Source organism: Flavobacterium frigidum (assembly GCF_048286795.2).
The window spans coordinates 738,144-760,076 of sequence record NZ_JBLVPT020000001.1; the positions used below are offsets into that span (position 1 = coordinate 738,144).

21 protein-coding genes and 1 pseudogene are annotated in these 21,933 nt (G+C 32.4%); 7 read left to right on the top strand and 15 right to left on the bottom strand.

Annotated features, from left to right (window positions below):
* Positions 1-18: 18 nt before the first annotated feature.
* On the top strand, positions 19-1,071 hold the full coding sequence (locus ACNQGB_RS03385) for a 2Fe-2S iron-sulfur cluster-binding protein (RefSeq protein WP_417945538.1): 1,053 nt from the start codon (positions 19-21) through the stop codon (positions 1,069-1,071).
* Between the two features lie 92 nt (positions 1,072-1,163).
* On the opposite strand, the gene ACNQGB_RS03390 is transcribed toward ACNQGB_RS03385, so the two are convergent.
* The 3 genes and pseudogenes from ACNQGB_RS03390 to ACNQGB_RS03400 form a co-directional block, all read right to left on the bottom strand.
* A complete protein-coding gene (locus tag ACNQGB_RS03390; protein ID WP_417945536.1) occupies positions 1,164-1,925 on the bottom strand; it encodes a GLPGLI family protein in 762 nt (253 codons plus the stop codon).
* Between the two features lie 66 nt (positions 1,926-1,991).
* Complete coding sequence (locus tag ACNQGB_RS03395; RefSeq protein ID WP_417945534.1) at positions 1,992-4,775, bottom strand: outer membrane beta-barrel protein; 2,784 nt, start codon at positions 4,773-4,775, stop codon at positions 1,992-1,994.
* 236 nt (positions 4,776-5,011) lie between these two features.
* Positions 5,012-5,365: pseudogene (locus tag ACNQGB_RS03400) on the bottom strand (glycosyltransferase family 9 protein); the annotation flags it as partial.
* A 207-nt stretch (positions 5,366-5,572) separates the two neighbouring features.
* Here ACNQGB_RS03400 and ACNQGB_RS03405 point away from each other — a divergent pair.
* Positions 5,573-6,118 (top strand): GNAT family N-acetyltransferase, encoded by a 546-nt coding sequence (locus ACNQGB_RS03405; RefSeq protein WP_417945532.1) that lies wholly within the window; start codon positions 5,573-5,575, stop codon positions 6,116-6,118.
* Between the two features lie 377 nt (positions 6,119-6,495).
* Here ACNQGB_RS03405 and ACNQGB_RS03410 read toward each other — a convergent pair whose 3' ends face one another.
* The 7 genes from ACNQGB_RS03410 to ACNQGB_RS03440 all read right to left on the bottom strand — a co-directional run bounded on the left by ACNQGB_RS03410 (position 6,496) and on the right by ACNQGB_RS03440 (position 13,291).
* Positions 6,496-6,990 (bottom strand): sterol desaturase family protein, encoded by a 495-nt coding sequence (locus tag ACNQGB_RS03410; RefSeq protein WP_417945530.1) that lies wholly within the window; start codon positions 6,988-6,990, stop codon positions 6,496-6,498.
* Positions 6,981-7,631, bottom strand: a complete 651-nt coding sequence (locus ACNQGB_RS03415; RefSeq protein WP_417945528.1) for a carotenoid biosynthesis protein — start codon at positions 7,629-7,631, stop codon at positions 6,981-6,983. Before ACNQGB_RS03415 ends, ACNQGB_RS03410 begins: the two co-directional genes overlap by 10 nt.
* Positions 7,624-9,105 (bottom strand): 1-hydroxycarotenoid 3,4-desaturase CrtD, encoded by a 1,482-nt coding sequence (gene crtD, locus ACNQGB_RS03420; RefSeq protein ID WP_417945526.1) that lies wholly within the window; start codon positions 9,103-9,105, stop codon positions 7,624-7,626. Before crtD ends, ACNQGB_RS03415 begins: the two co-directional genes overlap by 8 nt.
* A gap of 200 nt (positions 9,106-9,305) precedes the next feature.
* Positions 9,306-10,007, bottom strand: a complete 702-nt coding sequence (locus ACNQGB_RS03425; RefSeq protein ID WP_417945524.1) for a DUF3291 domain-containing protein — start codon at positions 10,005-10,007, stop codon at positions 9,306-9,308.
* A 39-nt stretch (positions 10,008-10,046) separates the two neighbouring features.
* Entirely contained in the window at positions 10,047-10,979 is a 933-nt protein-coding gene (locus ACNQGB_RS03430; protein WP_417945522.1) for a class I SAM-dependent methyltransferase, read from the bottom strand.
* A 590-nt stretch (positions 10,980-11,569) separates the two neighbouring features.
* The gene (locus ACNQGB_RS03435) at positions 11,570-12,568 is read right to left on the bottom strand and encodes a glycosyltransferase family 9 protein (protein WP_417945520.1); all 999 of its coding nucleotides are present in this window, start codon (positions 12,566-12,568) and stop codon (positions 11,570-11,572) included.
* Between the two features lie 117 nt (positions 12,569-12,685).
* Positions 12,686-13,291: a DUF4254 domain-containing protein gene (locus ACNQGB_RS03440; protein WP_417945518.1), complete on the bottom strand. Its 606-nt coding sequence runs from the start codon at positions 13,289-13,291 to the stop codon at positions 12,686-12,688.
* A gap of 86 nt (positions 13,292-13,377) precedes the next feature.
* Between ACNQGB_RS03440 and upp the strand changes: the two genes are divergently transcribed.
* A complete protein-coding gene (gene upp, locus ACNQGB_RS03445; protein WP_417945516.1) occupies positions 13,378-14,031 on the top strand; it encodes a uracil phosphoribosyltransferase in 654 nt (217 codons plus the stop codon).
* On the opposite strand, the gene ACNQGB_RS03450 is transcribed toward upp, so the two are convergent.
* On the bottom strand, positions 14,026-14,955 hold the full coding sequence (locus tag ACNQGB_RS03450) for a DUF6427 family protein (protein ID WP_417945514.1): 930 nt from the start codon (positions 14,953-14,955) through the stop codon (positions 14,026-14,028). The genes upp and ACNQGB_RS03450 overlap by 6 nt on opposite strands.
* Before the next feature lie 141 nt (positions 14,956-15,096).
* On the opposite strand from ACNQGB_RS03450, the gene ACNQGB_RS03455 reads away from it, so the two are divergent.
* A complete protein-coding gene (locus tag ACNQGB_RS03455; RefSeq protein ID WP_309758189.1) occupies positions 15,097-15,327 on the top strand; it encodes a DUF6341 family protein in 231 nt (76 codons plus the stop codon).
* Positions 15,328-15,358: 31 nt separating this feature from the next.
* Here ACNQGB_RS03455 and purD read toward each other — a convergent pair whose 3' ends face one another.
* Positions 15,359-16,633 (bottom strand): phosphoribosylamine--glycine ligase, encoded by a 1,275-nt coding sequence (gene purD / locus ACNQGB_RS03460; protein ID WP_417945512.1) that lies wholly within the window; start codon positions 16,631-16,633, stop codon positions 15,359-15,361.
* Positions 16,634-16,728: 95 nt separating this feature from the next.
* Between purD and ACNQGB_RS03465 the strand changes: the two genes are divergently transcribed.
* The 3 genes from ACNQGB_RS03465 to ACNQGB_RS03475 are packed head-to-tail and all read left to right on the top strand — an operon-like array spanning position 16,729 to position 18,633.
* Positions 16,729-17,010, top strand: a complete 282-nt coding sequence (locus ACNQGB_RS03465; protein WP_417945510.1) for a type II toxin-antitoxin system RelE/ParE family toxin — start codon at positions 16,729-16,731, stop codon at positions 17,008-17,010.
* Between the two features lie 10 nt (positions 17,011-17,020).
* Positions 17,021-17,323 carry a HigA family addiction module antitoxin gene (locus tag ACNQGB_RS03470; RefSeq protein WP_417945508.1) on the top strand — a complete coding sequence of 101 codons (303 nt, stop codon included), beginning with the start codon at positions 17,021-17,023 and terminating at the stop codon, positions 17,321-17,323.
* Positions 17,323-18,633, top strand: coding sequence for a phenylacetate--CoA ligase family protein (locus ACNQGB_RS03475; protein WP_417945551.1), 1,311 nt, complete (start codon positions 17,323-17,325; stop codon positions 18,631-18,633). Before ACNQGB_RS03470 ends, ACNQGB_RS03475 begins: the two co-directional genes overlap by 1 nt.
* Here the strand turns inward: ACNQGB_RS03475 and ACNQGB_RS03480 are convergent.
* The 3 genes from ACNQGB_RS03480 to ACNQGB_RS03490 all read right to left on the bottom strand — a co-directional run bounded on the left by ACNQGB_RS03480 (position 18,625) and on the right by ACNQGB_RS03490 (position 21,844).
* On the bottom strand, positions 18,625-19,398 hold the full coding sequence (locus tag ACNQGB_RS03480) for a glycosyltransferase family 2 protein (RefSeq protein ID WP_417945506.1): 774 nt from the start codon (positions 19,396-19,398) through the stop codon (positions 18,625-18,627). The two genes, ACNQGB_RS03475 and ACNQGB_RS03480, sit on opposite strands and share 9 nt — an antisense overlap.
* A gap of 1 nt (position 19,399) precedes the next feature.
* On the bottom strand, positions 19,400-20,752 hold the full coding sequence (locus ACNQGB_RS03485) for an exopolysaccharide biosynthesis polyprenyl glycosylphosphotransferase (RefSeq protein ID WP_417945504.1): 1,353 nt from the start codon (positions 20,750-20,752) through the stop codon (positions 19,400-19,402).
* Between the two features lie 108 nt (positions 20,753-20,860).
* Positions 20,861-21,844: a UDP-glucuronic acid decarboxylase family protein gene (locus tag ACNQGB_RS03490; RefSeq protein WP_417945503.1), complete on the bottom strand. Its 984-nt coding sequence runs from the start codon at positions 21,842-21,844 to the stop codon at positions 20,861-20,863.
* Between the last annotated feature and the right edge of the window lie 89 nt (positions 21,845-21,933).

Here is a 21,933-nt window from a genome sequence, read left to right on the forward strand (position 1 = left end):
TGCAAAAAAAATAATCCCATGTCATCCTTTTTAAAACTTATCATAAAAGAAGTAAAACCCGAAACCAAAGACGCGGTTTCTATACTTTTTAATGTTCCTCAAGAACTAAAAGCAAACTATGCTTTTATTGCTGGACAATACTTGAACTTAAAATTAACTCTCGACGGTCAAGAAATTCGCCGTGCCTATTCTATTTGCTCTTCACCGGATAGTGGCGAATTGCGAATAGCTGTAAAAGCAGTTCCTAGCGGTGCTTTTTCTCAGTTTGCAAAAACAAAACTTAAAGCGGGAGATGTACTTGAAGTAGGAACGCCAGAGGGAAAATTTACCTTTGAACCTCAGGCTGAACGCCAAAAAAACTATGCGGCATTTGCAGCTGGAAGCGGAATTACACCCGTGATGTCTATCCTAAAATCCGTACTGAAAAACGAACCAAAGAGTTCTTTTGTATTGGTTTACGGAAACAAAACACCCGAAGAAACCATCTTTCACCAAGAATTACACGATTTGCAACTACAATATGTAGGACGCCTATTTGTACATTATGTTTTCAGTCAAGCCAAAGTAGAGCCTGCTTTGTTTGGTCGCATCGAAAAATCGACCGTGAATTTTGTTTTAAATAACAAACACAAAGAGCTTGACTTTGATAAGTTCTATTTGTGTGGACCCGAAGAAATGATCAATATTGTTTCTGGAGTTTTGAAGGAACATAATGTAAAAGAATCTAATATTAAATTCGAATTATTTGCTTCTTCAACCAAAGAAAACGCAATCGAAAAATCGTTAGGAGGCCATTCAAAAATCACCATCATGGTAGATGACGAGGAAACAACTTTTGAAATGTCACAAAAACAAACTGTTCTTGATGCCGCTTTAAAACAAGGTATTGATGCGCCGTATTCCTGCCAAGGCGGAATTTGCAGCAGCTGCCTAGCACGTGTTACTTCTGGAACAGCTGAGATGTCTAAAAATTCTATCCTTACTGATAAAGAAATTGCCGATGGTTTGATTCTGACTTGTCAAGCGCATCCAACATCAGAAAGCATTTATGTAGATTATGATGATGTTTAAACGATAAATATCTAAAACTAAAAAATTCCAAATCCCAGCCTTAAAGGTTGGAATTTGGAATTTTTTAATATTTATAAAATCCAGTCAAAACATTACAAAAAAGCATTCCAAAAAAACAGGTTTTTTTGTCTTTTATTCTCTTCCTTGTCTTCCCCGTACGTATACCAATCTTTTGTTTTTTCTTCAATAAAAGTTTTTAGGCCCATTAAATCGTACGTTTTTTTGGCAATTGTCGGTTTTATTGCCGCAGTATCACTGATTTTTAAATCTATTTTAGTCGCCATAAACGAAGTATACAGTCTTGGAATCGAAAGTCCTAAAATCATGCCCGGTAAGCCATTTATAGAGCATGGACCGCCAGAGATAATAATGTCATCCGTATAAAAAGCAAATACATAGACGTCATCATATATTTTTCCTACAGCTTTTCGGCAATTGTAGCCCGCTATTTCTCTGTGTTCATTGGTTATTTTCCACTGTATATTTGGTATGCTATCTTCCACTACAAAATTAGTTCCTACAATTTGTTTTTGCATGTTCATTTTGTTTGTAGTAAAATCAAAATACCAAGCGTCTTCTTCGTCTGCCTCTTTTTGTTGTTTTGGTATTCTGGTTTTTGGACTCCATCTATCAAATTTGTAAATGCTTTTATTGTTTTCAAAGCTATAGGTGTAATAGGATATTTTCAAGTCAGACATGTTGTCTTTTATCATCTCATCCCAACTGTCATTACTCATCGTTTTTTTTAGATTAGTACTAACTTCGTATTCAATTACTGCCTTGTTTACAAATTGTTGCGCAAAACTGCTGGTAGCGCACAATGCTATGGCGAAATAAAAATATAGTGTTTTCATGAGTCTTATTGTTTTTGTATGTTAAATCAAATTGGTTTATAGAGTGCTCTTAAAAGTAGAACCTACTTATTTTTTTTCGACACCATTTTTATTTTTAAAATTCCATGTAAAACCAATCATAGCGTAACGTTTGAGTCGATCATTACGCTCTTCGCCAATAGTATTTTCATATATAAACCTATTGATTCCTATGTTTTGATTCAAAATGTCACGCACCATCACATAAGCTGTAAATTCATCATTTTTAAAAGTACGTTGTAACCTTGCGTTCCACAACTGATTGGTGAGCTGATCCTGAAAATCAACTGTTTTTTGACGAACATACAAATTATAATCTGTCGAAATTTTCCATTTTTCTCTAAAATAAACTCCAATGTCTAATCCCAAATTATTGGTGTTAAAAGATTTAACTTCATTATTTTGAGAGGTACTGTTGCGACTATTAGAAAAGGTGTTGTTCAAGTTGATATCATATTTTTTTTCTTTAGACTTACTTAAATACACCGAAAAATTAGAATTCAAATTGTTCGAATTGTTGATTTGTCCATTGATACTATTTACTGATCTGTTGAAATTTGCCGATGGACTAACGTTAACATACATGTCTAATTTCTTCAATTTAATGCCATAACCCATATACAAATTAGCTGAAAAATTTCCATTTGTATTTATTGGAGTGGTTACTGTTTTTGCACTTTCTGGGTCAATATCCCTATTGAAAGATATCAAATTAGAAGTCGTTCTAAAAGATATGCTTTGGTAAAAATTAGTTTCAGTCAAAATACTATAACTATTGTTTGAGATATTAAAACTATTTGTAAAAGACTGTTTTAGATCTGGATTTCCAACTACTTGATTGAAAAAATCCTGATTGTTTCGCAACGGTTGTAACTGATCTATGGTGGGCTGTTTAGTAGCTCCTTGATAATTGAATCGTAAATTACTATTACTTTTATACTTGTACGAAAAATTTGCCGATGGAAAGAAATTAGTAAAACTCCTTTTGTACTCCTTGCTTTGCGTTAGATCTTGTAAATTAAACGAGGTAAAACCAAATCCACTACCAAAACTGTAATTAATTTTTTTGGCATTGTAACTCAATTTAATCACTGGTTTGTGCGTTGTAATGTTTTGTTTGAACTGGTTAGAAAGAGAATCGACTACCATATCATATCGGCCGCTACTATCTGAGAAATCATACGTAATAAAGTTACTATTACCACTATTGTTATTAATTTGATAGGACAGTTGCAAAGCCATTTTTTTACCCAAAGGTTCGGTATAAGCAGTGTTTACCGTAAAATTTTGAGTGTTTTTTTCACCTACTTTATTTTGATCTACTTCATTTCTAAAGGCAAAAAGACCACCTTCATAACTTTCGTTAGCTGATTTCAAGAAATTATTGGCATTCGTATTAAGCGTATTCCAGCTACTGTTTATAGATAATGTTCTGCGGGGTTTAACAAATTTATGTTTAAACAAAACGCTGGCCGAAAGCGCTGCTTTATCTGAATTAGTAGTAAACAAACGCTCTTGTTTGTTTCGCAACAAGCCATCACTGCCAATGGTACTGCCCGTAGTAAACTCATCACTGTCAGCAGTGTAAAAATTTGTTTTGGTAGTTATTTTTAGAGTGTTTACAGTGTCAATTTTCACATCATAAACGGAATTCAGTTTAAAATTATCTCTATTAACCTGGCTTACAGTAGCACTGTTTTGATTCAATTGTGTATCCCCTACTTGCGTTTGCGTACTTCTGCTGCTGTTGTTTTGATAGTTTTGTCTGTTGTATTTAGGAGACAAGTTCAAAGTATGCTTGTCGTTCCATTTATTACTATACTGCACGCCTGCATTGGTATTTTTTATAAATCCATTTTGTGTGTCTACATTTGGCTCTTCGTCATTATTCCCACCAGTCCATTCGTAATTTACATTTCCATCATCATCCATGCTCATACTCACATTACCATCACCACCACCAAACTTATCATTGTCTTGCCAGCTCAATCCATCTTGCCCGGTATTTCCATTTAATAAAAATACAGACAGTTTTCTTTTTCCTTTAAAACTACTGAGTAAAACATTACTATTGTATCGCGGATCCGATTCTGCAGTTGGCTGACTGGCGCCATCAATTTTACCAAAATAACCTTTCTTTTTATCTTCTTTTAGACGCAGATTGATTGTTTTTTTTGTTTCACCATCGTCAATTCCAGTGAACTCAACTTGGTCGCTTTTTTTATTAAAAACTTGTACTTCTTTGATGGCATCGGCACGTAAATTTTTTACTGCCATCCCGGGATCATCACCAAAAAATTCTTCACCATCAACCAATACCTTCGTTACGGTTTCACCCATGGCTTTGATTGTACCATTTTTATCAACCTGAATTCCAGGAAGTTTTTTCAACAATTCCTCTACGTTAGCGTTAGCATCTACTTGAAAATCACTAGCTCTGTAACTTGTGGTGTCTCCTTTTATTTTGATAGAACCCGTTTTTATCACGACCTCTCGCAACAACTCCATTTTGCTCAACAAGTTGATATTTCCTAAATTTCTATCAGCATCAGTTACAGTTATATCTTCTAAATAATCTGCATATTGATTGTGGGATGTCATAAAAATATAACTGCCTGGCTTTATGTTTTTCAACAAAAATTTCCCGTCTTTATCCGAACGTGTAAACTGGTATAATACAGAATCTACGGGTGTTAGTAAAGCCACAACGGAATTATAAATTGGCGTTTTTTCACTTCCGGCGGTTAAAATTCCTGAGAGATTATTCTTTTGTGAAAAAGCAGAAAAAGAAAATAAGAACAAAAATGCAAATGATACTGTAATTTTTGACATAGAGAGTTGCTCGATTTGGTTATGCAGCTGGTTAAACATTAATTCTAAAAATAAACAGCTAATTCAAAGTCAAGAATTACATACTGTTGCATTTATTAAAATGAAATATAAAACCGTCAAAAATAGTATTATTCTCACTATACCCTAATGTCCAATTGTTATTAATGTGTTAAAGTTAGCATTTTCGTACCAATACGCATGGGCTCAATAACGTATTCTAAACACAATTAGTTGATTTAAATCACAATAGCATTTACTATCGCCTCAACGGGAATCGTTACCATAGCCTCTTGATAACCTGCCACTTTTTTATTCCCATATACCGAAGTGGGTATTTTTGGAAATTGATTTATATCAGAAACCAACGCATTTTCCATTGGTTGATTAAAGGGTTAAAACGCAGCATACGGATGTCTTACTCCCCAAAGCGTGATGACTTTTACACCAAGCATGGCCGCAATATGTGCGTTCCCGGAATCCATTGAAAGCATCACATCTAGATTACTGACGAGCTGTAATTCTTGTTGCAATTGGAGTTTTCCCGCCATATAAATGATGTTTTTTCTATTAGAAGCAAGCACATCCAACATCAGAAAGCATTTATGTAGATTATGATGATGTGTAAGAACAGTTTATAAGACAATTAAAACTTCTCTGAAAAGGGAGGTTTTTTTACCTTAGTGAAGTTGGGGTTTTTAGTATATTAGTACAATAATGGTATATTAAAAATCTAAGCTTTAAAAATCCTGAAAGGTAAGATCGTATATTTATTACCTTGATTATCTTACATTAAAAACATGAAAATTAATACTATTGAAATTGAACAACTGGTTACTAAAAATTTAATACTTAAACCTTTTACAATTCCATTTTGTCAAAACATTTTAAACAATGATTTTAGTGATTTAGAGAAATGGAACTATCAAAAAGGGAAAAGTTGGCCAGACATGGATGTTTTAGAGACGTTACCTAGAATTATTAATAATTTAACCAAAGTAGGTTATCCAACAGGTTTTGAATCTTGGATGATAATCAAAAAAGACACAAAGGAAATAATTGGAGATTTAGGATTTAAAGGATTTAACGATAAAGACGAAAATATTGATATTGGATATGGCATCATCAAGGAAGAAAGACGAAAAGGTTTTGCAGAAGAAGCAGTACGAGAAATAATAAAATGGGCTTTCTCCAACGAAAAAATAAAAGAAATTACAGCAAATTGTTTGTTTTCAAATAGTAGTTCAATAAATCTTCTAAAAAAATTTAATTTTACCAAGATATCCGTTGAAAATGAGATGATATATTGGAATTTGGTCAACAAAGATTATAAAAAATCAAACTAAAAGTACTTCAGACGACAGTTTTACTTTGTTTTATTTTAGGCTTACTTTAAAGTTATCGTATCCTTAAATATCGAATAACCGACAAAATTTAGCATCAACTTTTACTAAGTCGCTAAAAACTTAGAAAAATAAATTTAAAATCGAAACAGTTCAAATTTCAATAATTTTTTTAAAAAAATATTGAAAAAAATTAATTCAGATTAAAACATTGATACATACAGTTCATAAAACTTAAATATCTTAATGGTTCAAACAGTATTTGTTTTAAATTTTTGAACCATTAAGAAAATTCCCTTTAATTAAATCTAAGAGATTCTTAATGGTTCCAATAAGCATGTAGTCTTAGCTGAATTGAATTTTTTATATTATTGATTTTGCTAAGAACTCTTTACTTTATTTTGTCGTTTTTTTGATGTACTAATTTGCGACTCTTTAAAATATTTCGATGGTACAATCAACATTCCAAAAACTTCCCCATGTTCTTTTCCTAAATGCTTGTGGTGAATTTTATGTGCTTTTCGTAATGCTAATAAATAAAAATTATTGCTGTTTCTAAACCATTTAAAGCGTTGGTGTATAAAAACGTCGTGCATCAAAAAATAAAAAAGACCATAAACAGCAATGCCAATCCCTATACAAACTACAAAATAATATGCGTTCATAAGTCCCAACATTATACATAACCAACTTGGAATAGCAAAAATTAGAAAAAAAATGTCGTTTTTTTCAAAAAAACCAGGTTCATGTTGATGGTGATCTTTATGAAAGTACCACATTATACCATGCATAATAAATTTGTGCGTAAACCACGCCATAAATTCCATAAAAAAGAAAGTGGCAATAACTGTCAAAAAATAAAAAACTATTTCCATATCATAAAATTGAAGATTCCAAAAAACATAAACTGTAAAATTAATAAATAAGGCGCTAAATTATTTTTCGATTCGCCTTTATAATAGGCAATTGCATAACAAAAAATAAAAGAAATAATAAACCATGCTATATAGTTTTTGATAGGAACTATGGTTTCATTCCAGCTCCAGAAATTATATTGTATGGCCACTGGTTCTATTAAAATATCTAGAAGTACTAACAAACATGCTGATGCAAAAGCTATTCCTAGATTACTTTTTATTTTATTTTGAATACTGTAAACAACTGAACAAGTGAGTAATATCCAATTGACGCCAATAATAAGCGGTGTTTCAAGAAATTTCCATCCTAAAGTTGTTTTGTATACATAGTTGCCAAAAATGAGTCCGGTATTTACCCCTATTGCTTCTATAAAAAATCCAGCAATTGCAATAATCAAAAAAACTATAGCCTGTTTATTAGTTCCGTTTTGATGATTTAAAAATAGTAACGCAACATTAATCACTAAATTTAGTGGTGTCAATGATAGAAAATCTATTGTTTGATTATTGGTTAATATTCCTATTACACCCGAAATATAAAATGCGATCAATATAATAATCGATACTTTAAGTTTTAATGAGGCATAATTATTAAACATGATTGGTGGCGATTTTGGCACTCATTAAACAAAGCGGAATTCCGCCTCCAGGGTGAACACTTCCACCTACAAAATATAATCCTTTGATTTTATTTTTAAAATTTGGATGTCTTAAAAACGCTGCAAATTTAGAGTTACTCGATGTGCCGTACAGAGAACCCTGGAAGGAAGATGTATTGGCTTCAATAGATCGTGGATCTAGAATTTGTTCGTTCTCTATCAGGTCTTCTAATTTAATATTAAGTTGTTTATTAATTTTTGAAATAAGGTTTTGTTTTGTTTTGCTAACTAGTTCATCCCAGTTTTGTCCATTATTAGCTGGAGCGTTTACCATTACAAACCAATTTTCTGAACCAATTGGGGCATCGTCTTTTGCTAATTTGGACGAAATATTAATATATACCGTTGAATCAGCAAATATTGTTTTTTTATCAAAAATACATTCAAATTCTTCTTTGTAATTATCTGAAAAAAATATGTTGTGTAAATCTAATTCTGGGAATTGTTTTTTTATACCCCAATAAAAAATGATAGCTGAACTTGAACGCTCTTGTGATAAAGTTTTTTTTGGTGCTTTTATTTTTGGTAATAATTTATTGTACGTAAAATAGACGTCCATATTGCTAAATACCAAATTAGCATCTATAGTTTTATTGTTTACTTTGACTCCCGTAACTTTTTTTTGTAAAGTATCAACAAGTATTTCTTCAACTGGACTGTTGTAAACAAAATTAACTCCAATATCTTCTGCTAGTTTAACTAAAGATGTGGTAATACTGTTCATACCTTCTGTTGGAAAAAAGGTTCCGACATTATATTCGTAATGAGGGATAATCCCCATAATCCCTGGAGTTTTATATGGATTTGAACCATTATATGTTGCATATCTGTCAAAAAGCTGAACTAATTTTGGATGTTTTAAATCTTTTAAATTAGCTTGATGCAACGATTTGTTTATGTCTAATCTATTGATTTTAAAAATTGCTTTTAGTGTTTTTAGATTAAGAAAGTTCTTTATTTGGTGCAAACTTTGCTCCAAAAATAAGTCTCCTATTGTTTCATTTATAAACCGTGCTTTAGTTAATTTTTTTTTTATAACTACTGGTGAAACATTAAAGGTATCGCTTACTTTTTTAGAAAACTTTTCAATATCACTGTCAGCTTCTAGCCTGGTTCCATCATCCCAAAAATAATTACATGAATTACCGTGCTTGATATATTTAAAGTAATTTCTAGGATCTTTTCCAGCTAATTGAAATAATTCATCAACAAAATTTGGCATTGTAAATAGTGACGGTCCTGCATCAAAACGATAATTTCCTAAATTAAATGTAGAAAGTTTACCACCTGGATAGTGATTTTTTTCATAAACCGTAACGTTAAAGCCCTTTTGTTGCAAACGAATAGCGCTTGCAATTCCAGCAATTCCAGAACCAACAACTATGGCATTTAAATTATTGCTTATTGATTTCACTTATTGTTTAATTTAATTACAAATATATTAAACAAATTTAGAATTATGTGCCATACACCCTATTTTTATAATATACTTTTAATTGCTAAATTTTATAATTTTTTCAAAAAAAGTGATGTTTTCTGCCGCTGCTTGTTTTCAATACTGTTTATTTTTTTTAACTTTAATTCAAACAGATATCATCGATTCCTATTACTAATTTAGTAAAATTCAGCAGCATCTTTGCCATCCCATTTCCCTTCAAATTTATAAGGCACAAATCGAGCAAACATTTCTTCTTTATACCAATTCAGTTTTCTAGTAAGCATAACAACTTCTCGATGTTTTGGATTTTTATAGGCATAATCAAGCATTTCTTTTTGTGTTTTCCAAATGCTGATGGTTGCCTGCTGTATCAATGGCCATTCACCTACGCCAATTGATAAAACCAGTCCATCATAACTTTCTAAACTTTGACTTACTGATCCTACTTTGCTCCAAAAAGACCACAGTTTTCGTAATCTTATACTAGCTCTCGTCAATACTATTATGGGTTTATCTGGATCTAAATTTACATTTTTCTGAAAAGGTTGTATTCCGTCCCACAAACCATGGGCTTCTGCAGAATTAAGGTAAACTGTAAACTGTTCGTTGCTTCGTTTTTTGTACGCTAAAAAGAAAGGGTGTTGCTTAAAAAAGTTTTCTGCGCTACTCTCCGAGTCCCAAATACAAAAAAGTACATAAGTCCCAAAATTAGGAACTGCGCTAAAACCATTTTTTGCACCTGAGCCCAATAATTTATAAAAAGTGAGACCTGTAACGTTTTTTAACTTATTATGTCCAAGTTGCATTTGTGTAAAAGCCCACCATTTATTCGAAAATGTATCCACCTTAAAAAAGGTACTTGTAGTTATTTGACTCACGAAATGAAATATTAATTGAATTTTATTTTTTTGAAAACATTACTTTTTTTCAAGAATTATAATTTGTATTCCCATTGGAATAACTTTTTCGAATAGAAAAAAAGGAAAACTGATAATTTTTAAAAATACTAAGTGCCAAAATCTACCTTCCATTGAACTAGACCAATCTATATTGTTTTTCTCCATTTTTCCAAGCCACCATAGTGTGAACGCATCTAAAGTGCCATATCTTGTATGTTTAACAATAGACCATTTATCTGGTGTGAAAAGTTGGCGAAACCCTTCTTTTGAAAAAAGTGTTAGATGTCTGGGACTATGCCAGCCCTGCCAAAACTGCTTTTGTCTTTTAGCTAAAATAGTATTATAATCGGGTACTTCTATTATTAATCTGCCTCGTGGATTTAGGCAACAAAATAATATTTCAATGGTTTCTTGTAAATTATAATCATGTTCTAGATAGTGCCAAAGCGTAATAACATCAAATTTCTGGTTTGGATTAAAATTAGCTATTGAACTTTTAAAAAGACTTAAATTTTCAAAATTATTATCTTTCCATCCATTATCAGAAAAATCTATTCCAGTACAATCAGCATGTAACTTTTTTTGGATGGCATTTAAAAAACTTGGATTGCCACAACCCACATCCAGAATAGAAAATGATTTTTTATTTTTTGTGTTATTTGCAACAACTTTTACTCTTTTTAAATCTAAATTTTGTTGACTTTTTGTAACAAATAACTTGTATTTCCCCCAAGCTGCAGCACCTTTGTAAGGAAGATAATTATTTGTATAATAGTTATTTAAATGACTTTCTTGGACGGGGTTTGATAAGAAAACACTTTGGCACAACACGCATTTTTTAAATTCATAGCGCTCATTATTTAGTTCATGCATTAATGCATTAGTCGTTATATAACTTACATTGTTTTTACTGCTACAAACGGGACAATTAACTATTTTAATTTCATTCATTAATCAACAGGATATTTTTTTTGTTGGGGATACAAAAAGCAAAAAAACAACAACTTCAAGCTGCATTTTATTTTTATTGAACACAAAGCTACGTTTTATAAATTCCTTACTGCAATTTGGCGTTCCCTTTTTTAAATAATTACAAATCAAATTATTAATACTCCGAAAAAAATATAAAATAGAAAACCCCCTCTGGTCTAGTTGTTTATTCTCGATTTAATATTATTGTTCAGTACCCATCTCTTGAATTTTTAGATTAGTTCAATTGTAATGGTTTTTGTTTGATGTATTTATTTGTGTATTTTTATGTTGCCCCAAAAAACAGAACCAGTTTTAAGACTAATATAAATAGGAATAAAAATCTTATAGTACCATTAATAGGTCAAGAGCAAAAAGAACCTTCGGAAAAAATATGCATTAGTTCAATCTGATCTTTTTGGATATAAAAACAATCATCAGATTTTTTTTAGAATTATTTAGGTCAGACAAATAGAACTAATAAGAATACATTTCGAAAAAATGGGTTTGAAATTAAAGCATTAAATTTAAATCCAGAGTGCCAAACAGGATTGCTTCTTTCCTCGCAAAGATTACAAAATACGACGGACTATATCTTTCACAGCAATAGTTCGCATAGCCTCTTGATAACCTGCAACTTTTTTATTCCCATATACCGAAGTGGGTATTTTTGGAAATTGATTTCTATCAGAAACCAACGCATTTTCCATTGGTTGATTAAAGGGTGAAAACCCAGCATACGGATGTGTGGCTCCCCAAAGCGTGATGACTTTTACACCTAGCATGGCCGCTATATGTGCATTCCCAGAATCCATCGAAAGCATCACATCTAGATTACTGATGAGCTGTAATTCTTGTTGCAATTTGAGTTTTCCAGCCATATTGATGACGTTTTTTTTATTAGCAGTAAGCGAATCCAGAATTTCAATTTCTTTTGTTCCACCGCCAAAAAGCAGAATGGTGTGGGTTGTAACTAAAGCCAATTGATCGATCACTTCCTGAATTAGATCTAAAGGATACACTTTAGCATCGTATTGTGCAAAAGGTGCGATTCCTATTAATTTATGATTTTTTTCTCCAATTACCGCTAGAATTTCTGGGTTCAAAATTGCTTTTTCAGGGAAATCTGGCTGAAACAAATCAACTGTAAAACCCAGCTCTTTAAACACTTTGATATGCCGTTCAAACATGGTGGGAAGTTGCTTGAACACTTTATTTTCGGGTTGGGTCAATGCTTTTTTTGCTGCTCTTCCTTTATCCACTGTGGCATTTTTTTTTCCGCTCAAGGCAAAAAGCGTTCGAACAACCTTAGAACGCAACACATTGTGCAAATCGGCGAAAGCATCAATTTCTAATTCTTTCAAATCCTGAAACAAACGCAACAATCCAAGAAAACCTTTGTGTCGTTCTTTTTCATCGAAAGCAAAAAAAGTAAGATTGGGAATTACGTCAAAAAATGGTTTGAAAAAAGGTCTCGAAATGACCGTGATTTTAACCTCTGGATATTGACTGACAAACGCGCGTAAAACAGGAACCGTCATAGCGACATCTCCCATTGCAGAAAGTCTCATGACGGCTATATGTTGGATAGTAGTTGACAATTAATTTTTGTTTAAAACCATTAAGGTATTAAGATTCATTAAGTTTTCTTAATTTTCTTAATACCTTAATGGTTCAAAATATCTTATTTACTTCTTGTTCTGATACAAAACAGGATTTAATTCATCATCGTTGTACATTTTCATTTGTTTGTACACTTTCATGAATTTATCTCCGTTTGCAATGTCTGTAAGCAAATCGTCAATAGCTGTAGACAGGTCTGTTCTTTGCTCTAATAAAATATTCAACTTTACTTGGCATTTATCTCTGTGCTCTTGTGAGGCCTCAGCACGATTAGCTTCTTCTTGCATGTGATAAATTTTCAATGCAAGAATTGACAATCGGTCAAAAGCCCAAGCCGGACTTTCTGAATTAATTTTTGCGTTGTCTTTTACTACTACATGGCTGTATTTTTGTAAAAAATAACTGTCGGTATACTCTACCATATCCGTACGTTCTTGATTAGAAGTATCTATTCTTCTTTTCAAGGTTAAGGCCGCAACAGGGTCAATGTTTGGATCCCGAATAATGTCCTCAAAATGCCATTGAACAGTGTCAATCCAGTTTTTGTGGTATAACAAATGTTCGAATTTATCCTTCGGGAAAGGATTATTTATAGGCTGATCTACGTTATCAAACTGATGATAATCTTTGATGCTTTGCTCAAATACAGAGTAGGCTAATTTTGAAAACATATCTTTATATATTAAAAGACAAAGATACTTTTTATACTTTTATACCATAAAAAAATACTCAGAAGTTTAATTACAAAAATAAAATCATGCACATTCATTATTTATCAGAGGGGAACAGCGTCTTAAATCATTTTTTAGGACAAATACGAAATATTAATGTTCACACTGACAGCATGCGTTTCCGAAGAAATATTGAACGTATCGGTGAAATAATGGCGTATGAATTGAGTAAAAAGTTACACTACAAAAATGTCGAAATACAAACACCATTAGGAATAAAAAAAACAACTGAAATACAAGATCAATTGCTTTTGTGTTCCATTTTGCGTGCCGGTTTACCGTTGCACATGGGCTTTTTAAATTATTTTGACAATGCCGAAAATGGTTTTGTGTCGGCTTACAGGCACCATCCTAATAATGATGATTACTTTGATATTTTAGTTCAATACCAAGCGATTGCAGATTTAAATGGAAAAAATTTATTAATCGTAGATCCCATGCTTGCCACGGGACAATCTATTGTGGCAGTATACAATAAATTGATGGAGAGAGGCATGCCTAAGGAAATTCATATTGCCGTTGTAATTGCTGCTCCAGAAGGTATTGCTTATCTCGAACAGCACTTACCGCAACACTGCCATCTTTGGGTAGCTTCACTAGATGATAAACTAAATGAACACAGCTATATTATACCTGGCTTAGGCGACGCGGGCGATTTAGCCTACGGCCAAAAATTATAATTGAGAGAAAAAAGCAAAAAAACTACAGGCAATAAGCACAAAAAGTACCATTTCCTGTTTTAATTTTTCTTGAGGGATTTCTATATGACTTGTAGCCATCATTGCTAAAGGCGCAACAGTAAAAAGCAACAAGTCATTGCTTTTATTGGCCGAAATTACAAAAACTGCTGCCCCAATAAAGAAAAAAGCAATGATTTTTTTGAATGAAGTATGCAGTATTTGCGGTCTATTCGACAATGTTGCAAACATAGACACTAAAAAAAACAAAGCGATTGTTGCGTAAATAGACAGCGCTCCGTTTTGATAATTATTCGTAAAATAATCAATATTCAAATTGATTTGTACGCTATTTACAATGTAATCGACAAAATCAAGTTTAAAAACGGTTGCAAACAACATAAAGAGAATTCCCGCAACGAAAAAAGCAATAAACGGTAAAATCCAATTTCTATAATCTCTTGAAACATGGAAAATTATGGATATAAAAACTAAAAAAATAAAAATTATACTCCAAAAATGAAACAAAGTAGCTAGAAAGATCCACAATGAAGCATCAAATATTTTTTCTTTAGAGGCTTTTAAAGATTGTAACGAAATCAGTCTGCGGAGCGCTAATAAAACAAAAAAATTAGACAACAATAGGTTTAAATTATCCAACACCGAAGGGAAAAATATCAAGAACAACAAGTAAAATAAAATAGTGTAACTGCTGTCTTTACTTAATCCGTTTTTCTTGACAATAAAATTTGTGATAAAAACGGAGGCTATTATTACGCAAAACAAAACACCCTTTTTCGACAGTAGTAAAAAGGAATTCAGCCAAAATAAATCTTGAAAATGGTATATAGAAAAGAAAACCAGTATTAAAATTACTACCAATGAAAAATTTAATGGTGTAGATTTTCTAAAAACACTTGTTATCATACGGATATTTTATACTTTTGTGATCGTAAATATAATACTTGTTTAAAAAGGAAACCTTGCAAGTTGTAAAACTTTCTTTTAAAACTTTTTTACAACTTCAATTTTCTCAAAAAACGATTAATTAAATTAATTTTATACATTATGAAAGCATTTTTCGAAGGAATTCAATACTTATTTGTAAATATTTTATTCGCTCCACTAGACTTTTTACGTTCATTAGAGTTGTCATCTTGGTTTGCTGCCAATACTATCAATTGGATTTTCATGATTATTTGTGCTTCGGCAATGGTATATTGGATCAAGCAATTAAAAATTTTTGAAGATGCTGGGACTGAAAAACAAGATACTACCGCTCACTCTTTTTTTAAATAAGATCTGCTAAAAACAGACGGAATTGCTTGATTTATTTAAGGTCATTTCCAATGTCTTTTCTAAAATACATCTTATCAAAATGTAGCTTGTCTATGTTTTGGTAAGATTTTTTTATGGCTTCTTCAAAATCATTCCCATAAGAAGTTACCGCTAGAACTCTTCCACCATTTGAGACTATATTTCCATTATCTAATTTAGTTCCGGCATGAAAAACAATCGAATCTTCAACGGTTTCTAATCCTGAAATTACCTTCTCTTTTTCAAAATCCTCTGGATATCCTCCTGATACAACCATAACTGTAGTAGCACTTCTTTCGTCAATTTCCAAATTAATTTCGTCGAGTTTTTCATTGGCCACAGCCACAAACAATTCGACTAAATCCGTTTTCAATCTTGGGATCACCACTTCAGTCTCTGGATCGCCCATTCGAACATTATATTCAATTACAATTGGTTCGTTATTGACATTGATCAATCCTATAAAAACAAACCCTTTGTACGGAATTCCGTCTTTCTGGAAACCATCAATAGTAGGTTTTACTATACGAGTCTCTATTTTTTCCATCAAAACCGCATCTACATAAGGAACTGGTGAAACCGCACCCATTCCGCCTGTATTTAATCCTGTGTCTCCCTCGCCAATGCGTTTGTAATCTTTAGCAGTTGGTAATATTTTGTAGTTTTTACCATCGGTAAGGACAAAACAACTTAATTCAATTCCGTCTAGAAATTCCTCAATAACCACTTTGGAACTAGCTTCTCCAAATTTTTGATGTACGAGCATGTTTCTCAATTCTTCTTTGGCTTCTGCCAAATCTTGAATAATCAATACGCCTTTTCCAGCGGCTAACCCGTCTGCTTTCAATACATAAGGTGGCTGCAGTGTTTCCAAGAATTTACATCCGTTTTCTACGGTTTCTGCTGTAAAACTATCGTAGGAAGCAGTTGGAATGTTGTGTTTGATTAAAAATTCCTTTGCAAATTCCTTACTCCCTTCTAGTTGCGCACCTATTTTTGACGGACCAATAACTGGAATATCAGATAATGCGACATCGTTTAAAAAGAAGTCATAAATCCCCTTTACCAAAGGGTCTTCTGGACCTACAACCACCATGGTTACTTTTTCCTGAATAACAAATGCTTTTATAGCTTCAAAATCGGTTACGCTCATAGGAACATTAGTCGCTATGGCAGCGGTACCAGCATTTCCTGGTGCAACAAAAAGAGTATCACAAAGTGGACTCTGAATCATTTTCCAAGCAAAAGCGTGTTCTCTCCCTCCAGAACCCAATAGTAAAATAGTCATGTGTAGTTGTATTTAGTTGTGTTGCAAAAATAGTTCGTTTTATGCTTAAATAATAATTTTTTTTACTTACTTTTAACGTTAGTAACGCAAAAGATATGATAATTTCATTTGGCTCAAAAGAAACCGAAAAAATATGGAATGGAATTGTTGTAAAGAAGCCTTCAATTGAAATTCAACAAATTAGTAGACGAAAATTAAGAATGTTAAACAATTCGCAAGATTTGAATGACTTGAGAATCCCTCCCTCCAACAGATTAGAAAAATTAAATGGCACTTTAAAAGATTTTTACAGCATTCGAATTAACAATCAATGGCGAATTATTTTTATTTGGAAAGACGGTAATGCAACTGCAGTAGAAATAATAGATTATCATTAAAACAGTTAAAATGAAAAAACTAAAAAACATACATCCAGGTGAAATTTTGTTAGAAGAATTTCTGATTCCTTTGGATATATCATCCTACCGATTAGCTAAGGATTTAAAAATTCCACAAACCAGAATTTCTGAAATTACTAAAGGAAACCGACGAATTACGGCTAATACCGCTTTACGTTTAAGTCTCTATTTTGGGAATTCCGCAAAGTTTTGGTTGGGACTTCAAGATGATTTTGACATTGAAGAAGAGAAGCAAAATAAAGCCGAAGAATTACAATCCATAAAACGTTTTGATATTCCAAAAGTAGCATGATGCTTCAACTATTTGATTTAACCCTTCATCTAAACGGATTCCCAATTCAGGAAGCTAAAGCTGAATTGCGGAAAATAGTAGCCTTTACCGAGATTGAGCACACTGCGTTTATAAATCATAAAAAAAAAGAAATTGTTGATTGTCATTTGCAAAATAATTCTTTTTACAAAGAAATAGTTGGTAGAACCGTACACTTAAATTGGGAGGATTTACCCGTTTTGACAAAAAGTAATTTACAAAAACCATTGTTAGAACGTTTATCTAAAGGCTATAGCGAATCAAATTCTTATGTCAATAAAACATCTGGTTCAAGTGGCACTCCTTTCATTTTTGCCAAAGACAAATACTGTCATGCGCTAACTTGGGCCTCTAATAAATATCGATTTGGTTGGTATGGAATTGATTTTAACTCCTCTTATCAAGCGCGTTTTTATGGTATTCCGATGGATTGTATCGGAAACAAAAAAGAACGCTTCAAGGATTTTTTGAGTCATCGGTATCGATTTTCGATTTTCGATTTATCAGATGCTATTTTAGAAAAGATGCTGAAAAAATTTCAGAATAATAAATTCGATTACATTAATGGTTATACCAGTTCTATTGTTTTATTTGCTAAATATTTACAAAAGAGAAATATTGTTCTAACAACTATTTGCCCTACTTTAAAAGTTTGTATGGTGACATCTGAAATGCTTTTTGAAGACGATAAAATGCTTTTAGAAAAACAGTTTGGCGTTCCTGTTGTAAATGAATACGGAGCTTCGGAACTAGACTTAATTGCATTTCAGAATAAGGAAGGAGAATGGCAAGTAAACTCTGAAACCTTGTTTGTAGAAATTTTGGATGAGAATAATAAAACGGTTCTAAATGGCTCTGCGGGTCGCATCGTCATTACTTCCTTATACAACAAAGCACATCCATTTATACGATACGACATTGGCGATACTGGGATTCTAGATGAAAAAAGCACCCTACAAAAACCGATTCTCAAAAAATTAATAGGCCGAACCAATGATATTGCCATTTTACCCAGCGGAAAAACTGCACCTGGATTAACCTTTTATTATGTGACAAAAAGCATCATCGAAGACGATGGGAACGTAAAAGAGTTCACTATAAAACAAACAAAAATTGATACTTTTGAAATTGAATATGTGAGCGAAACCGAATTAAATTTGGCACAAATTAAAAAAATTGAAGCAGCGATTGAATTGTATTTGGAACCTAATTTACTGTTTAATTTCATTAGAAAAAAAACATTGGAACGCAGCAATCGTGGGAAATTAAAACAGTTTACATCTTTAATTTGATTTTTTGATGTACCACGGCTTTATCAGTATTTGCGTGAATAAAAAAACCGCCATGCAGAATAATGATACAATCCAATTGTGTCCATGAAACGTTCTGTAAACGGCAAAATTATGTTGTAATAAAGCCATTTTACCAGCCGAAATAGAGTTGTTCCTTACTCTATAAAACGCCAAACTTTCTGGTACGGGGCACATCATTTTTGTAGGTTTAAGAATTGTAAGCCACATCATCCAGTCTTGTCTTTTTCTAGAATGAGAAATAGGAATTTTTCCGTAGAAAGAAACATCATAAATCCCGGTAAGATTGCCGATATAGTTACAAAAAAACAGTTGCCTATACGTAAGTTGCAGTGGTGCCTCCACGCGTTTATTGAGCGGCTTTCCTCCTGTATTTATACATTCGTAAAACGAAAAAGTGCACGGCAATTGATGCTCTTGTAGGAACTGTAATTGAACTTGCAATTTATGAGGTTTCCATACATCATCTGCATCCAGGAAAGCAATGTAATTGCCTGCAGCTTGTGTTAAAGCTGTATTTCTAGCAATTCCTGTTCCTGAGTTTACAGGGAGTTTAAAAATACGTATTCGGTTGTCTTGAATTGCAATTGATGTAGCAATAGATACGGTATTATCAGTTGAACAATCATCAACTAGAATCAATTCCCAGTGGCTGTGCGTTTGTTGCTGAACTGATGCTATAGCCTCAAGAATATAGTTCTCAGCATTATAACATGGCATTAGTATTGATACCAGACTGTTTTTCATATCAATATGCTTTTTTATCGCCCCGAATAGTGTTGTAAATTGTCAAAAAAATGATTTTAATATCTAATAAAATCGACCAATTTTCCATGTAAAAGATATCATATTTTACTCTGTTGATAATATCCTTATCGGTCTCAACTTCACCTCTAAAACCTTTTGTTTGAGCAAGTCCTGTTATGCCTGGTTTTATAAAATGACGCACCATAAATTTATCTACAGTAAGCGCATATTTATGGGTGTGACTCACCATGTGCGGTCTAGGCCCTACAACTGACATTTCGCCTAGTAAAACATTAAAAAACTGCGGCAACTCATCGATACTTGTTTTTCTTATAAACCGCCCTACCCTAGTTATTCTACTGTCATTTTTAGAAACCTGATTCAAGTGAGCTTCCGCATTAAGTTCCATAGATCTGAACTTGTAACAAATAAATTCTTTGTAATTTAATCCATTTCTTTTTTGGATAAAAAACAGCGGTCCTTTTGACTCCAATTTAATAAATACGACCAGAATGGGTGTCAACCACGATAGCACTCCTAAAATGATAATTAATGAAAAAACAATGTCAAAAACACGCTTAATAACCTTGTTTAAGGTATCATCAAGAAGAATATTTCGCAGTGAGATTACAGGTATGTAATTGTAGTATTCAAATAAAAAATTGCGAGAAATAATTTGTTTTTCGCTGGGAATAAACTTCAGTGTTTTTAAATTATTATCTGCAAAAAAAACAATCTCATTAATTTGGTTTTGATTTAAGTCACTCATAGAGCAATACAATTCATCTATTTGATGCTCTAGTACATAGTCAAAACTTTCCTTTAAAGTTTTAGACTTATTTTTTTCTAATTCAAAAACACGCTCAAGTTTGTACCCATAATCTGGATTCTCTGTAAAAAAATGTTGTAAAGGATCAGTACTTTTTACATTGCCTATCAGAATTACTTTTCTAAAGTTTCCACCATATAATAACCTGTATTTTCTTAGAAAATAATAAATAGACAGCTTAATGATTAAAATTAAGAATAGTGCTACAAATGTATAAAAACCAATACTTTGAAAACTTGAATTATCTGATTTGTAAAAAGCTAAGGCAAGACAAAAAAGAGTAAATAATATCCATTGTTTTAAGGCGCAGTTTAGTATAGAAATGACTTTAGTATACCTGTAGACTTCATAAAAACCCAAGTTTGCCGCAATTATAAACCAGCATAAACTTATTATTACAGGATAAAAAGGTGTTTTTACAGGAAAATCAGTCATGTACCACAACAAGACATTGATTATGAACAAATCAATAGCAAATGAAAATGGACGAATGTAACCAGAATATCTTCCTGTTTTTGTTTTCAATAGGATACAAATTAAAATAGCATGTAAGAACCTAAACTGTTGCGAATTTTAAAAAAAATATTTAAAAGCACTTCTTTCATTTGGTTACAAATAAAAGAGGAGAGTAAACTAAAAAATATACTTTGAAAAATCTTTGTGCTCTTCTTTAGAAAGTTCCTCTTTAGACAATGATTTAAAATAATCATAGGTGATTTTCATCCCTTCGGCACGACCAATTTTAGCTTCCCATCCCAGTAAATCTTTCGCCTTTGTAATATCTGGCTGTCGCTGCAATGGATCGTTTATTGGTAACGGGTGATACACTACTTTTTGATTGGTTCCCGTCAGTTTTATAATTTCCTCTGCAAAATCCTTAATTGTGATTTCATCTGGATTTCCAATATTTACTGGAAATACATAATTGGAATGTAATAACCTAAAAATACCTTCGACCTGATCATCCACATAACAAAAAGAGCGGGTTTGCATACCATCACCAAAAATGGTTAAATCTTCACCACGAATAGCTTGGCCTATAAAAGCTGGAATAACACGACCGTCATTGAGACGCATTCTAGGTCCGTACGTATTAAAAATTCTAACAATTCTGGTTTCTACGCCATGAAAGGTATGATACGCCATAGTTATAGATTCTTGAAAACGTTTTGCTTCGTCATACACTCCTCTTGGTCCTATGGTATTTACGTTGCCATAATATTCCTCAGTTTGTGGGTGAACCAATGGATCTCCGTACACTTCAGAAGTCGATGCAATAAGGATTCTAGCCTTTTTAACTCGTGCCAAACCCAATAAATTATGCGTTCCTAGAGAACCTACTTTTAAGGTTTGAATGGGGATTTTTAAATAATCAATAGGACTTGCTGGCGATGCAAAGTGTAAAATATAGTCTAAATTACCCGGGACATGAACGAACTTGGTGATGTCATGATGGTAAAATTCAAAATTTTCCAGCTTGAACAAATGTTCAATATTTTTTAAATCTCCTGTAATGAGATTGTCCATTCCTATAACAAAATAACCTTCTTTGATAAAACGGTCGCAAAGATGTGATCCTAAAAATCCTGCGGCTCCGGTGATGAGTATTCTTTTCATAGTAATTATTTAAACGTAACAAATGTAATTGATTTGAAGAAAACTCACCCACATAACACATCTTTCTTTTTAAATTCGAAGTAGGAATT